Source organism: Cellulosimicrobium sp. 22598 (assembly GCF_052044445.1).
GTDB classification, from domain to species: domain Bacteria; phylum Actinomycetota; class Actinomycetes; order Actinomycetales; family Cellulomonadaceae; genus Cellulosimicrobium; species Cellulosimicrobium cellulans_G.
In genome coordinates this window covers 178,510-192,914 of record NZ_JBQEMZ010000011.1, presented here as the reverse complement: position 1 = coordinate 192,914, position 14,405 = coordinate 178,510, and the positions used below count along the sequence as shown (strand labels likewise).

The following is a 14,405-nucleotide window of genomic DNA, read 5'->3' as shown; positions in this document are numbered from 1 at the left end:
ACCGAGAACCGCCAGGTCATCACCTACACCGCCACCGACATCGACGGCCTCACCGCCAAGGCCTTCGTCAAGGTGCCCGGCCTCACCGACCAGAGGCCGACGCTCCGGCCGGGGACGCAGCTCGAGGTGCTGGCCGGGGAGTCCCTGCCGATCGACATCACCGAGCACGTGCTCGTGGTCGAGGGCAAGACGCCGCGCCTGACGACCGAGGACGCCGTGAAGGTCACCGAGGGCTCGCGCGAGGTCCCGTCGGTGACCCAGATCGTCTACACGCCCGACCCCGCCTACACCGGGCCGGCGTCGGTGTCGTTCGAGGTGACCGACGGGTCCGGCCCGGACGACCCCGAGGGGCACACCAACGTCCTGACCATCCCCGTCCAGGTCCTGCCTCCGGAGAACCTCGCGCCCGAGCTCGTCGGGTCCCCGGCGCTCGACGTGGCCGCGGGCGAGGAGGCCTCGGTCGACCTCGCACGCTTCGCCACGGACGCCGACGGAGACCCGCTGACGTTCACCGCGTCCTCGGGCGGTGCGCAGGGCATCACGGTCTCGGTCGAGGGCAGCACCCTGCACGCCCAGGCCACGCCCGAGGTGCCCAAGGGCTCGGTCGTGCAGGTCCCGATCACCGTCACCGACGGCGAGCACCCCCCGGTCGAGGGCACCGCGACCCTCACCGTCGTGGCCTCCACCCGACCCCTGGTCCGCGCCAACACCGACACGGTCGACGACGCCCACCAGGGCAAGGCCACGAAGGTCGACGTGCTCGCGAACGACTCGAACCCGTTCCCCGACACACCGCTGAAGCTCGTCGACGCCGTCGTGGAGACCGGGCAGGGTTCGGCTGACCTGGCCGGTGACCAGGTCAGCGTGACGCCCCGCGACGACTTCGTCGGCGTCATGGTGGTCCGGTACCGGGTGCAGGACGCGACCAAGGACCCCGACCGCGAGGTCGAGGGTCGGATCCAGCTCAAGGTGCTCGGCAAGCCCGAGGCTCCCGCGACCCCCCAGGTCGAGGAGGTGCGGTCCAAGACGGTCGTGCTGTCCTGGGACCCGCCGAACAACAACGGCGCCGAGATCACCGGCTACACCGTGCGCTCCCAGAACGGCTACGAGAAGGCCTGCGGCACCACCACCTGCACCCTCGACGGCCTGACGAACAACGTGAAGTACACCTTCACCGTGTTCGCGACCAACGCCGTCGGCGACGGACCCGCGTCCCCGCCCTCGGCCGAGGCACGCCCCGACGAGAAGCCCGACCCGCCCGCCGCACCCACCCTCGAGTTCGGCGACCAGTCCCTGACCGTCACCTGGACCAACAAGACCTACACCGACCGCTCGCCCATCGAGACGGTCGACCTGGAGATCTCCCCGGCGCCGCCGGGCGGGGCGGTCCAGAAGACCGCGCTCGTCGGGACCTCGGTGACCTGGGACGGGCTGAAGAACGGCGTCGCGTACAAGGTGCGCGTCCGGGCGAACAACCTCGCGCCCGACCCCTCGGACTGGGGCGAGTACTCGACGGCGGAGACGCCCGCGGGCAAGCCGGCCGCGCCGGCGAAGCCGACCGTGAAGCGCACCTCGATCGGCGACACGTCGCAGATGCAGGTCGCGTGGACCGCCCCGTCCGACAACGGCGCGGCGATCTCGAAGTACACGATCGAGGCGCTCCAGGGCGGCTCCGTCGTGAAGACCGCCACCGCGGGGGCGGGAGCGACCTCGACGACGATCGGGGTCTCCGCGGACACGACCGGCTACACGTTCCGCGTGCGGGCGCACAACAAGGCGACCGACAAGTTCGGCGACGCCGAGTTCTCGCCCGCGTCCGACCCGGTGCGCGCCTTCGCGGCGCCGAGCACGGTGAGCAACCTCCGGGCTACGGCGAACGGGACGAACAATCAGATCCAGCTCTCGTTCGGCGCGGCGTCCGGCAACGGGGTGAAGGCGAGCGAGATCTCCTACGAGTACGCGGCCGGGGACGGCTGGAAGAAGCTCGCCGACAACAAGATCGTGGGCGGGCTGACCAACGGAAAGGCGTACTCGATCAAGGTTCGCGCCGTCGCCAACGTCGACGGCGCGAACCAGGCCGGCGAGAGCACGACCGCCAACTCGGCCACCCCGTACGGACCGCCGCCCCGCCCGACGGTCTCGGCGAGCGGCGGCAAGGGCCAGGTGACCTTCAAGGTCTCCGGCTCGACGAACGGTCGCAACGTGACGATCACGGTCAGCGGGGCGAAGTCCGGGTCGTTCGGCATCTCCCAGTCCGCCGGCTCGGGGTCGAACACGTACACCGCGAGCGGGCTCGGCTACGGCGAGACCGCCAAGCTGTGCGCCGTCGCGAAGGACAGCGAGGGCAACACGTCCGCCGAGGCGTGCGACTCGGCCAAGACCGAGGCGCGCCCGGTGCCGACGCTCTACAAGCACTCCGACGCCCAGGGCGAGGAGGGGTGCGGGGACAGCTCGTGCCGCTGGCTCGGCATCGACCCCAACGGCGCGACCGGATCGGTCCAGTACCAGTGCTGGGGCTCGGACGGCGGCTGGCACAGGTTCTCGCCCTCGTCGAACTACTCCAACGAGTGGTGGACCATCAACCTCAGCAACGGCCGCCAGCGGCTCCAGTGCTACTACGGCTGGCCGGGCCAGCAGGTCCAGGTGAAGTTCTCCGACGGGACGAGCACACCGGTCATGGGCTGGTAGCCCCCCCCGCCCGTCCGCTCTACAGCACGCAACGAGAAACGGAAACTCATGAGCACGATGACCCCCGAGCAGGCCACCTGGTTCGCTCAGACCTTCGACCGCCTCGTCGGCAACGTGGGCCAGGCCGTCCTGGGCAAGGCGCACGTGGTGCGCCTCACCCTGACGTGCATGCTCTCCGAGGGCCACATCCTCCTCGAGGACGCACCCGGCACGGGCAAGACGTCGCTCGCCCGCGCCCTCGCGGCGAGCGTCCAGGGCACGAACAACCGCATCCAGTTCACGCCCGACCTCCTTCCGTCGGACGTCACGGGCGTGACGATCTACGACCAGAAGACGGGACAGTTCGAGTTCCACCAGGGCCCGATCTTCGCGTCGATCGTGCTCGCGGACGAGATCAACCGCGCGTCGCCCAAGACGCAGTCGGCGCTCCTCGAGGTCATGGAGGAGGGGCGCGTCACCGTCGACGGCGTGGGCCACGACGTCGGGCGTCCGTTCATGGTCATCGCGACGCAGAACCCCATCGAGCAGGCCGGCACCTACCGGCTGCCCGAGGCACAGCTCGACCGCTTCCTCATGAAGGCGTCGATCGGGTACCCGGACCACGCGTCGACGGTCGAGATCCTCTCCGGTGCGTCCGTCCGCGACCGGAGCAAGACGCTCCAGCCGCTCATCACGACGCAGGCCGTGACGGAGATGGCCGAGCTCGGCGCGCGCGTGCACGTCGACGGCGCGGTCCTGGAGTACGTCTCCCGGCTCGCCGAGGAGACGCGCAACGCGCCCGAGGTCCGCGTCGGCGTCTCCGTCCGTGGATCGCTCGCGCTCGTGCGCTGCGCCAAGGTCTGGGCCGCGGCCCACGGCCGCAACTACGTGCTGCCGGACGACATCAAGGAGCTCGCGCAGCCGGCGTGGGCGCACCGCCTCGTGCTCGACCCGGAGGCCGAGTTCGCCGGCGCCACGAACGAGGCCGTGCTCGGCCGGCTCCTCGCCGACGTCGCGGCGCCGCAGGAGCGACGCTCCGCCTGACCGGACGTACGGCGCTCCCCACGCCGCCCGCCCACTCCGCCCGTCGGGTGCCCCACGCACCGTCGACCCGGCGGACCGTCCTCCCCCGCACCGACCGAGAGCCCATCGCATGAACGCCTCACACGGCCCCTCGACCGGCCGCCCGAGCACCCGCTCGAGCAGCCCGAGCGGCAGGACCGGCACGCCACCCGCGTCGTCGGCCCTCGCCGGACTGCTCCGACCCCTCGCAGCGCCCCTCGCCCGGGTCGCGGCGCCGATCGGGCGCGCGCTGGCGCCGGCGACGAGGGCGGTCGAGCCCGTGACGTCGGCGGTCAGCCCGTTCGGCTGGGCCGCGCTCGTCGTCACCGTCGGGGCGTGGTGGGCCGGGCTCGCCCTCTCCTGGCTCGAGCTGCTGGTGGTCGCGATCCTGCTCACGGTGGCGCTGCTCGCCGCGGTGGCGTTCGTGCTGGGCCGCTTCCGCTACGCCGTCGTGCTCGACCTCGCGCAGCAGCGCGTCACGGTCGGCGACCGCGCCGTCGGCCGGCTCGACGTGCGCAACGACTCGGGCCGGCCGCTGCTCCCCTCGGTCATGGAGCTGCCGGTGGGGCAGGGCATGGCGACGTTCCCCGTGCCGCGCCTGCGTCCCCAGGCGAGCCACGAGGAGATCTTCACGGTGCCGACGCACCGGCGCTCGGTGATCTCCGTGGGACCCGTGCGCTCGGTGCGGGCGGACCCGCTCGGTCTGCTGCGCCGCGAGGTCGTCTGGACCGAGCCCGAGGAGCTCTTCGTGCACCCGCGCGTGAAGAACCTCTCGGGCTCGTCGACCGGCTTCCTCAAGGACCTCGAGGGTCGCGTCACGACCGACATCTCCAACTCGGACGTCTCGTTCCACGCGCTGCGCGACTACGTCCCGGGCGACGACCGCCGGCACATCCACTGGAAGACGACGGCCCGCACCGGGCAGCTCATGGTCCGCCAGTTCGAGGAGACCCGCCGGTCGCACCTCGCCGTGCTCCTCTCGACGCGTGCCGAGGACTACGCGCACGACGACGAGTTCGAGCTCGCCGTGAGCGCGTGCGGGTCTCTCGGCCTCCAGGCGATCAAGGAGGACCGCGGGGTCACCGTCCTCGTCAACGACGGCAACCTGCGCGGCGACCACCGCACCCGGCTGCTCGACGACCTCGCGCGCGTCGAGACGCGCGCGCAGCGGACGTCCCTCGTGGACGTCGCGCGCGTCGCGGGGCTGACGATCAGCGACGCCTCGGTCGTGGCCTTCATCGTCGGCAGCAGGGTGACGCCGACCGAGCTGCGGGCGGCGTCCGCCCGGCTTCCCCAGGACGTCCGCGTCATGGCGATCCAGTGCGTCCCCGGGGCCTCGCTCAGCCGGCACGCCATCGCGGAGCTCGTCGTCCTCACCATCGGCGAGCTCGGTGAGCTCCCCCTCGCCCTGCGGAGGCTGAACGACTGATGAGCGCTCCCAGCACCACGACGCGCGGCTCGCGCCGCGCCACCCCGGTCGGCACGCCGCCGCCGTCCTCGGGCACCTCGCAGCGCAACACGACCCGGCTGCGCGGGGCCGACACCCCGCGTGCGCTCACGGCCCTCGGGGCCGTCGACGCGCTCGCGCTCGTCCTCGTCCTCGGCGCGGTCGCCGTCGGGTTCGGGCCCGTGTGGGGGTCCACCGGGTACCTCCTCCCGGCCGCGGGGGGCGCCGTCGTCGGGCTCCTGGTCGCGTGGCTCGGCGCCTGGCGCCGGTGGTCCGCCGCCACGGTCCTCGTGGCCGCGGTCGTCGCGTACCTGCTCCTCGGCGGCGCGCTCGCGCTGCCGGCCGACGCGATCGGCGGCGTGGTCCCGTCGCTGCAGACGATCACCGACCTGCTCCGTGGCGCCGTCACGGGCTGGAAGGAGTTCGTCACCACGGTCCCGCCGCTGCACTCCTTCCCGGAGCTCGCGGTGGTCCCGTACCTCCTCATGCTCGCGACCGCGCTCCTCGCGGGGACGATCGCGTGGCGCGCGCGCCGTGCCGAGTGGGCGCTCGTCCCCGTCGTGGTCGCGTTCGTGGGGGTCATCCTCCTCGGGACCGTCATCGCGGCGTTCCCGGTGGTGCAGGGTCTCGTCGTGGGCGGCGTGGGCCTGCTGTGGGCCGGGTGGCGGGTCACGGCCGCGCGGTTCGGGGCGCACCAGATCACGACCGAGGCGAGCAAGGCCGCGACGCGGCGGCTCTGGTGGCACCGCGTGCGCACCGGCGCGGCGATGCTGGTCGTCGGCGGCGTCGCCGCGGCGTTCGCCGCGCCCGTGCTGCTCCCGGACGCGCCGCGCACCGTGCTGCGCGAGACGGTCGTGCCGCCCCTCGACCTGCACGAGTACGTGAGCCCGCTCACGGCGTTCCGCAAGTACGCCAAGGACATGCGCGAGGACGAGCTGTTCACCGTGCAGGGGCTCCCGGCAGGCGCCAAGGTCCGCCTCGCCGGTCTCGACACGTACAACGGCGTCGTCTACGACGTCTCCAGCGGGCTGCCCGGCTCGGGCGTCTACACGCGCGCGGGCGAGGAGATCGCGACCGTCGCGTCCGGGACGCCGACGCGCGTCGAGGTCCAGGTCGGGGACTACACCGGCGTGTGGGTGCCCGACGTCGGCACGCTGGAGGGCATCACCTACGGGGGCGACCGCGCGCGCGAGCTCGGCGAGACCACGTACTACAACTCGACCACGGGGACCGCGCTGACGACCGCCGGGCTGCGACCGGGCGACTCGTACACGCTCGACACGCTCGTCACGGTCGAGCCCACGGAGGACGACCTGCGGGCGGGCGCGATCGACCAGTCGATCGAGGTGCCGAGGCCGCCCAAGGACGCGCTGCCCGCGTCGCTCGCGGGCAAGGCCGCGCAGTTCATGGGGGAGGAGACCGAGCCCGTCGACCAGCTCTTCGCGCTCCGCGACGGCCTCGTGGCCAGCGGCGTCTTCTCCAGCGGGCTCGACACCCAGCCCCCCTCGCGTCCGGGCCACTCGGCGGAGCGCATCGACACGCTCCTCGCGGACGAGGAGATGGTGGGCGACGACGAGCAGTTCGCGGTGGCGCTCGCCCTCATGGCCAACCAGGCCGGCATCCCCGCGCGCGTGGTCATGGGCTTCTACCCCGACATGGAGAAGAACCCGCTCGAGCCGGGCGAGCCCTTCACCGCGACCGGGACGGACGTGCACGCCTGGGCGGAGGTGCCGTTCGTCGGCTACGGGTGGGTGCCGATCACGGCGATCCCCGACGAGGACAACAAGATCCAGCCGGAGCCCAAGAGCCTCCAGGTGCCCAAGCCCCCGATCCTCGAGGACCCGGAACCGCCGGAGGAGCCCGCCGAGGCCGAGGCCGGGAAGGTCGACGACGAGGAGAAGGAGAAGGCCGAGAGCGACGGCTTCGACTGGGGCCAGGCGGCCCTCGTCGCCGTCGCCGTGGTGGTGCCGCTCGCGCTCCTCGCCCTGCCGGTGATCCTGGTGCTCGCCTACAAGGCGCGTCGCCGGGCGCGGCGCCGCGCGGCGGCACGTCCCGTCGACCGGGTGAGCGGAGGCTGGCGCGAGGTCCTGGACACCGCGACGGACCTCGGCACGCCCGTCCCCGCCGGGTCCACGCGGCGCGAGGGCGCCGGCCTCCTCTCCCAGGCGTACGGCGCGACGGCGACGATCCCGCTGGCGCACCGCGCCGACGCGACCGTCTTCGGCCAGGGCGAGCCGACCGAGCAGGAGATCGAGGCCTTCTGGGCGGACGTGGACACCGTCGTCGGGGGGCTACGCTCCTCCGTGAACCGTCGGGCCCGCGTCCGCGCCGCACTCTCGCTGCGGTCGGTCCGCGCGGCCTCCGGTTCGTCGGGTCTGCGCCGGTGGCTGCCCGGCCGCCGCGCCGGCACGAAGGGTGGCGCCGTGCCCCCGGCGGCAGGGTCGTCGTCGGAGCCGACGAGACGACAGGGAGACGAGTCATGAGCGACGTGACGTGCGCCGCGTGCGGGTCCGCGCAGTCCGCGGGGTCCGCGTTCTGCGCCGTGTGCGGGCAGCCCTTCCCCCGGACGGGTCGCCCGGTCGCCGAGCCGGCCGCAGGCCCGGTCGGCAGCGTCCAGGCCGTCGCCGCGCGCGCGGGGGCGGACCTGCCGTACGCGGCCGCCCCGCACTCGGCGCCGGACACCACGACAGAGCCCGAGGTCTACGCGGCGACCCAGAAGGCGTTCGGCCCGGCCGTCGCCGCGCCGTCGGCGTCCTCGCTCGCGACCGCCCCGTTCGCGGGGAGGGGACGGCGGTTCCTCGCCTACGTGGTCGACGTCGCCGTCCCGGGCCTCGTCGCGCTGGTGGTCGTCGTCGCGGGCCTCGCGATGGTCGGGACGCCGCTCGGCAGCGTCCAGGTCGTGACGCAGGACGAGGCCGCCGCGCTGTTCGGCAAGATCCTCGTGGTCTACGTCGTCGCCGGGGTGCTCGCGCTCGCGTGGTGGGTGGGCGTCTGGTTCTGGGAGGGCTCGACGGGCAAGACGCTCGGCAACCTCCTCACCGGCATCCGCACGGTCGACGCCGGGACGCGCGAGCCGGTCGGCTTCGGCCGGGCGGCGCTGCGCTGGATCATCGTCGGCGTCGTGCCCCTGGGCGGGATCCTCGTGGTCCTGCTCAGCCCGGGCTTCGACTCCTCCGGCCGGTCGCAGGGGTGGCACGACAAGGCGGGCCGCTCGCTCGTGCTCGACGTGCGCGGTGTCAGCCCTGCCTCCTCGTCGCCCTCCGGCTACGAGGGCGTGGCCACGCTCATGGCCGGTGCGCCCGCGGGTTCCTCCCACGGCGCGGCCGGGGCCTACGCCTCGACGTCCCAGCCCGGGTACGCCCCCGCACCGGCTCCGACGGGGTACGCGCCCTACCCGCCCGCCCCGCTGGGCGGCCAGGGTCCAGCGGCCCCGGCGGCTCCAGGAGGCACGGCGTCGTTCGCCCCGTCGGCACCGTCGGGTCCGGCGTCGGCCGCACCCGTCCCGGACCCCTGGGCCTTCCCGTCCTCCGCGGCGCCCGCGGGCGACGGACTGATCACGGGCGTCCCGGGCGTCGGGAGCGGGTCGACCCCGGCCGCGCCGCCGGTCCCCGCCGCGCCCGCGCCCGCCGCTCCGTCGGCCGCTCCGCCGGCGGCGACGTCCCCCGCCCCCGTGGTGACGCCCGCGGCCCCCGCACCCGCCGTCGCGCCCACGCCCGAGCCCGCCGAGGCGGAGTGGGACAGCACGCGCATGACGGCGCGGGACGTCCGCGCCATGGACCCCGCACCCGACGTCTCGGTCGTCATCGAGCTCGAGTCCGGAGAGCGTCGCGCCGTCGACCGCCCGACCCTGCTCGGCCGCAACCCGCAGGCGCCCGACGACGGGCCGTGGAACCTCGTCGCGGTCGACGACCCGACGCGGTCCGTCTCCAAGACCCACGCCGAGCTCCGCGTGGACCCGAGCGGCCTGTGGCTCACGGACCGCGGCTCCACCAACGGCACCGTCGTCTCGGTGCCGGGAGCCCCGCCGCGCGTCGCCGAGCCGGGGACCCGGGTGCGCGTCCCCGTCGGAGCGACGATCCACGTCGGGGACCGCCGCATCGTCGTCCACCCCGGTGCCGCATGACGACCGAGCTGCCGGCCGAGGTCCACCTCGCCTGGGGCGCGGCGTCGCACCGGGGCGCGCGCCGGCTCCTCAACGAGGACCGGTTCCTCGTCTCGCGCTCCGTCTTCTTCGTCGCCGACGGCATGGGCGGCCACGAGGCGGGCGAGGTCGCGAGCGCGACGGCCGTCGAGGCCCTCCGACCCCTCGCCGACCTCGACGTCGTCACGCCGGACGAGGTCCGCGAGCGGATCACGGTCGCGCAGGAGAACGTGCAGGCCATCGTCACCGAGCCCGGCCGGGGGGCGGGCACCACCGTGACCGGCGTGGTCGTCTCGGAGCAGGACGGGAACCCGTACTGGCTCGTCGTCAACGTCGGCGACTCGCGCACGTACCACCTCGCCGGCGGTCGTCTCGAGCAGGTGAGCGTCGACCACTCGGAGGTCCAGGAGATGGTCGACGCCGGGCTGCTGACGCCCGCGGAGGCCCTCACGCACCCGCGGCGGCACGTCGTCACCCGCGCGCTCGGCTCGCGCAACGCCCCGCAGGTGGACTTCTGGTACCTGCCGATCGAGCGGCACGACCGCGTCCTGGTCTGCTCGGACGGCCTGACGGGCGAGCTCACGGACGAGCGGATCACGGAGGTCCTGCTCTCCACGCCCGACCCGCAGGCGGCCGCCGAGCGCCTGGTCCACGAGGCCATCGCGGCCGGGGGCCGGGATAACATCACAGTCGTCGTCGTCGACGCGACGGGCGTGTCCGACGACACGAGCGGCGGGAGCACGACGCCGCGCGACCACGCCGCGGCACCGGGTCCGGTCGTCGACGAGGACACGCTGCCCAGGGATGTTCGTCTCCAGATCGGGGGTCTGACGTGACGCTGCGCTACGTCACGGGAACCGCACGCGCCGTCGTGCGAGGCGGCACGGTCGTCGTGCTGCCGGGTCCGGTGGAGGCCTCGCTCGTCGAGCAGGTCTGGGACCAGCTCGGCACCGACGCAGGGGTCGTCGAGGTGCTCCAGGTCCTCACCGGCGCCTTCGGCTCGAGCCTGCGGACCGTGCCGCCGTTCGTGGTGGCGGTGGTCGCGGACCGTCGCGTCCACGTCGCCGCGCGCGGCCGGGTGACCGTGACCCTCGAGCTCGACGGCGGCGAGCGCGTGCGGGTCGAGGGTGAGGGCGTCACGACCTGGTCCGAGCGCGTCCTGGACGACGTCGTCGAGCTGCTCGTGCGCTCCGACACCGGTGTCGTCGGCACCCTCGACGAGGCGCCCGCCGGGGAGCCCCTGCTCGGGGACGCGGCCACGCTGCCGCTCGTCTCCGGCGTGGTCCTCGCGGGCGCCGTCGCGTGGCCGCTCGTCGAACGCCCCGCCCGGTCGGCTGCCGCGGACCTCGTGGACGACGACGCGCCCGTCGCCGAGCCCGCGCCGACCGACCGGCCCTCCTGGGGCTCGGTCGCCGAGCCGACAGCGGTGGAGCCCGAGTCCGTCCCCGTGCCGGCCGCGCCGCCGCTCGGCGCGACGCTCCGCCTCCCCGAGGAGACCATCGCGCCCGAGCCGGAGTCCGACGTCCCGACCCCGCCGGTGCTCGCGGACGAGCCCGCGGCAGCGGTCGAGGCGTCCGAGGCCGCCGCGGCTCCGGAGGAGGACGACGACTACTCGCACCTGTGGGGGTCGACCATCCTGCGGACCGTCGAGGATGCCGCGGTGCGCACCGAGGACGACGAGGAGCACGACGAGCCGGCACCCCCGGACGCCGTGACCCCGCCCGTCCCGCCGGCCCCGGTCGCGGAGGAACCGCCCGTGCCGTCGCCGGTCCCGTCCGGCGACGGGCTCATCGCCGGCGTCCCGCGGGAGTGGACGGGCGCGACGCCCGCCGCGGCGCACCGCGCCGCGACGGTCCTCGACCCCGACGGCGAGCCCGCCGAGGCCGAGGGAGAGCCCGGGCTCGACCACGACGGCCACACCGTGCACTCGTCCGCCATCGCGGACCTGCGCGCGGCCGCGCAGGACGCGGGCGGGGCCGCTCCGGTGCCGCCGCCGCCGTCGTTCAGCGCGCCGCCCGGCCCGGGACAGCAGCAGATCCTCGCGCGGACGTGCGCGCAGGGGCACGCGAACCCGCCGTCGCGGGACGCGTGCGCTCTCTGCGGCGGGCCCCTCGAGGGCGACGCCGCGCTGGCGGTCCGCCCGCCGCTCGGCCGCGTCGTGGTGTCGACCGGGCAGACGGTCGAGCTCGACCGTCCCGTCGTCGTGGGCCGTCGGCCGCGCACGCCCCGGTCGCAGGCGGCGGAGCTGCCCCGCCTGGTGACGGTGCCCAGCCCGCAGCAGGACATCTCGCGCTCGCACCTCGAGATCACGCTCGAGGGGTGGCACGTCCTCGTGAGCGACATGGCGACGACCAACGGGACCACGCTGCTGCGCGCGGGCCAGCCGCCGCGACGCCTGCACCCGTCGGAGCCGGTCCTCGTCGTCGACGGCGACGTCGCCGACCTCGGCGACGGCGTGACCCTCGTCTTCGAGGGGATCCGGTGAGCACCAAGCGCGCGCCGTCCCCACCGCCGGAGATCAAGGGCTTCGAGTACGTCTCGCTGGTCGGCTCGGGCGGGTTCTCCGACGTCTTCCTGTACCAGCAGCAACGCCCCCGCCGGCGGGTCGCGGTCAAGGTCCTGCTGCACGAGTGGTCCAGCCACTCGCAGCGGGCGGCGTTCGACGCCGAGGCCGACCTCATGGCGACGCTCTCGACCCACCCGTCGATCGTCACGATGTACGAGGCGGACATCGCCGACGACGGGCGCCCGTACCTCGCCATGGAGTACTGCTCGCGCCCCAACCTCGGCGCGCGGTACCGCACCGAGCGGCTCTCGGTGGCCGAGGCGCTGCGCACGGCGGTCCAGATCGCGGGTGCCGTCGAGACGGCGCACCGCGCGGGCATCCTGCACCGCGACATCAAGCCGGCGAACATCCTGGTCACCGAGTACGGCCACCCGGCGCTCACGGACTTCGGCATCTCCTCGACGGTCGACGACGCCGCGCGCGCCGAGGGCATGTCGATCCCGTGGTCCCCGCCCGAGTCGTTCGCCGAGCCGCCCCGCAGCGGGATCGCGACCGACGTCTGGGCGCTCGCGGCGACGACGTACACGCTGCTCGCCGGCCGGACGCCGTTCGAGGTGCCCGGCGGCTCCAACTCGAGCGCCAACCTCATCTCCCGCATCGAGACCTCGCCGCTGCCCCCGACGGGCCGCACGGACGTCCCGGCCTCGCTCGAGCGCGTGCTCGCGACGGCGATGGCGAAGAACCCCGGGTCGCGCTACCCGACGGTCCTCGCGTTCGCGCGCGCCCTCCAGCAGGTGCAGAACGAGCTGTCGTACGCGGTCACCCCGATCGACCTGCTCGACGACTCGGGCCACGTGCAGGAGGAGGAGCCGGACGACGACGCCGGGACCCGCCTGCGGCAGGTCGTGTCGATCGACCCCTCGGGTCCGGGCGGGACGTCGTCGGGGCCCGTCGCCCCGAGCCGGCCGACCCAGCCCACGACGCCGCTGCGGCCGGGTCAGCCGGGCGCGCCGTGGCCCGGCCAGACCGTCGCGCCCGGACCCGCCGCCCCGCAGCAGCAGCCGGGACCGCGCGCCCCGCAGCAGCCCTACGCGCCCGCGGCCTGGAACCAGGGCGCGCCCGCGCACACCGCGGGCACCGCACCGACCTCCGTCGTCGGCGCGGGCGGGCACGCGCCCGTCGCCGAGCTCACGGACCCGTCCCGGATGTACCCCGGCGCCCGGCGCCCGGGGGCCTGGGGCCAGCCGCCCGTCGAGGACACCGTCCACCGGCCCACCGGGCCGGAGGACGGCGGACCGGCCGCCGCGCCCGCGGAGGAGCGGTCGGGCCGCCGCGCGCTGTGGGCGACGCTCGCCGGCGTCGTCGGGGTCGCGGTCGCGGTCGGCGGGTTCTTCCTGCTGCGGCCGGACGCCCCCGTGGACGACACGGACACCGGCGGGGGCGGCGAGGAGACGGCCGCCACGGACGACGACTTCCTGCCGTCGGACAACCTCGGCGACCTCGTCCCGCCCGTGAACGATCTCGTGGGCACCTACGACCCGGCGCGCGAGGTCGCCACGTTCACGTGGGCGTACGACTCGGACAAGGCGCAGGAGGGCGACATGTTCGCCTGGAAGAAGCTCGACCCGATCGAGGACTCGCCGTACAAGGACGCGTTCGACGAGACGACCGTCGAGCTGCGGGCCAAGCCGGGCGAGCAGGTCTGCATCGAGGTCATCGTGGACCGTGACGGCAAGTTCTCCGCGGCACCCCAGAAGGCCTGCGTGACGGGGGAGGCGGCGTGAGCGAGCTCGCGGTCGAGTTCTGCGGGGAGTGGTTCCGCCCGTCCGTGGACGGGGACCCGTTCGACATCGGGCGGGACGGCGACCTCGCGATCGAGGACAACCCGTACCTGCACCGCCGCTTCCTGCGCATCTCGCACGAGGGTGGCATCTGGTGGCTCGCCAACGTCGGGACGCTCATCTCGGCGACGGTGTGCGACTCGGGTGGCGGGGTGCAGTCCTGGCTCTCGCCGGGCAACCGCCTTCCGATCGTCTTCCCCACGACGTCGATCGTGTTCACGGCCGGGCCGACCACGTACGAGCTCACCGCGCAGCTGCACGGGGCGCCGTACCAGGAGATCCGCTCCGAGGACACGGAGTCGGGCGGCGCGACGACCATCGGCATGATCACCTTCACGACGAGCCAGAAGCAGCTCATCGTGGCGCTGGCCGAGCCGATGCTGCGACGCGACGGCACCGGCCTGTCGGAGATCCCGTCGTCGGCCGCGGCCGCTGCCCGCCTGGGCTGGGCGACGACGCGCTTCAACCGCAAGCTCGACAACGTGTGCGACAAGCTCGACCGGATCGGGGTCAAGGGCCTGCGCGGCGGGCCCGGAGCGCTGGCGACGAACCGCCGTGCGCGCCTCGTCGAGTACGCGGTGGCGTCGCGCCTCGTGACCTCGGCCGACCTGCCCCTGCTCGACCTCACCGACGACGGCTGACCCCCGCGGGTCCCGGCGGGCGCGCCCGACGCGCGCCCCGCCCGGTCGCGCCCTCCGCGCCGCCGGACCGTCGTGGCCTCCCACCTGCCCGTCCCTCTCC

Annotated in this window: 9 protein-coding genes; all 9 read left to right on the top strand. The window is 74.5% G+C overall.

The genetic code is table 11. From position 1 onward, the window contains the following. Positions 1-2,688 (top strand): fibronectin type III domain-containing protein (locus ACTJIY_RS13900; protein ID WP_440675273.1); only part of this gene is annotated, 2,688 nt, incomplete at its 5' end. 48 nt (positions 2,689-2,736) lie between these two features. Then, on the top strand, positions 2,737-3,711 hold the full coding sequence (locus ACTJIY_RS13895; RefSeq protein WP_253055086.1) for an AAA family ATPase: 975 nt from the start codon (positions 2,737-2,739) through the stop codon (positions 3,709-3,711). 109 nt (positions 3,712-3,820) lie between these two features. Next, positions 3,821-5,158, top strand: a complete 1,338-nt coding sequence (locus tag ACTJIY_RS13890; RefSeq protein ID WP_440675274.1) for a DUF58 domain-containing protein — start codon at positions 3,821-3,823, stop codon at positions 5,156-5,158. Further along, complete coding sequence (locus ACTJIY_RS13885) at positions 5,158-7,659, top strand: transglutaminase-like domain-containing protein (protein WP_440675275.1); 2,502 nt, start codon at positions 5,158-5,160, stop codon at positions 7,657-7,659. Before ACTJIY_RS13890 ends, ACTJIY_RS13885 begins: the two co-directional genes overlap by 1 nt. Next, positions 7,656-9,299, top strand: coding sequence for an RDD family protein (locus ACTJIY_RS13880; RefSeq protein WP_440675276.1), 1,644 nt, complete (start codon positions 7,656-7,658; stop codon positions 9,297-9,299). The genes ACTJIY_RS13885 and ACTJIY_RS13880 overlap by 4 nt, the downstream gene beginning before the upstream one ends. Beyond that, positions 9,296-10,153 (top strand): PP2C family protein-serine/threonine phosphatase, encoded by an 858-nt coding sequence (locus tag ACTJIY_RS13875; protein WP_253055089.1) that lies wholly within the window; start codon positions 9,296-9,298, stop codon positions 10,151-10,153. Before ACTJIY_RS13880 ends, ACTJIY_RS13875 begins: the two co-directional genes overlap by 4 nt. Continuing rightward, a complete protein-coding gene (locus ACTJIY_RS13870) occupies positions 10,150-11,802 on the top strand; it encodes an FHA domain-containing protein (protein ID WP_440675277.1) in 1,653 nt (550 codons plus the stop codon). The genes ACTJIY_RS13875 and ACTJIY_RS13870 overlap by 4 nt, the downstream gene beginning before the upstream one ends. Beyond that, on the top strand, positions 11,799-13,607 hold the full coding sequence (locus ACTJIY_RS13865; protein ID WP_440675278.1) for a protein kinase domain-containing protein: 1,809 nt from the start codon (positions 11,799-11,801) through the stop codon (positions 13,605-13,607). Before ACTJIY_RS13870 ends, ACTJIY_RS13865 begins: the two co-directional genes overlap by 4 nt. Continuing rightward, positions 13,604-14,305, top strand: coding sequence for a hypothetical protein (locus tag ACTJIY_RS13860; protein ID WP_253055092.1), 702 nt, complete (start codon positions 13,604-13,606; stop codon positions 14,303-14,305). Before ACTJIY_RS13865 ends, ACTJIY_RS13860 begins: the two co-directional genes overlap by 4 nt. The last annotated feature ends 100 nt before the right edge of the window (positions 14,306-14,405 follow it).

Coding starts and splice junctions, on each gene's coding strand:
- ACTJIY_RS13875 (WP_253055089.1), top strand. CDS start 9,296: ATGACGACCGAGCTGCCGGCCGAGGTCCACCTCGCCTGGGGCGCGGCG.
- ACTJIY_RS13880 (WP_440675276.1), top strand. CDS start 7,656: ATGAGCGACGTGACGTGCGCCGCGTGCGGGTCCGCGCAGTCCGCGGGG.
- ACTJIY_RS13885 (WP_440675275.1), top strand. CDS start 5,158: ATGAGCGCTCCCAGCACCACGACGCGCGGCTCGCGCCGCGCCACCCCG.
- ACTJIY_RS13890 (WP_440675274.1), top strand. CDS start 3,821: ATGAACGCCTCACACGGCCCCTCGACCGGCCGCCCGAGCACCCGCTCG.
- ACTJIY_RS13895 (WP_253055086.1), top strand. CDS start 2,737: ATGAGCACGATGACCCCCGAGCAGGCCACCTGGTTCGCTCAGACCTTC.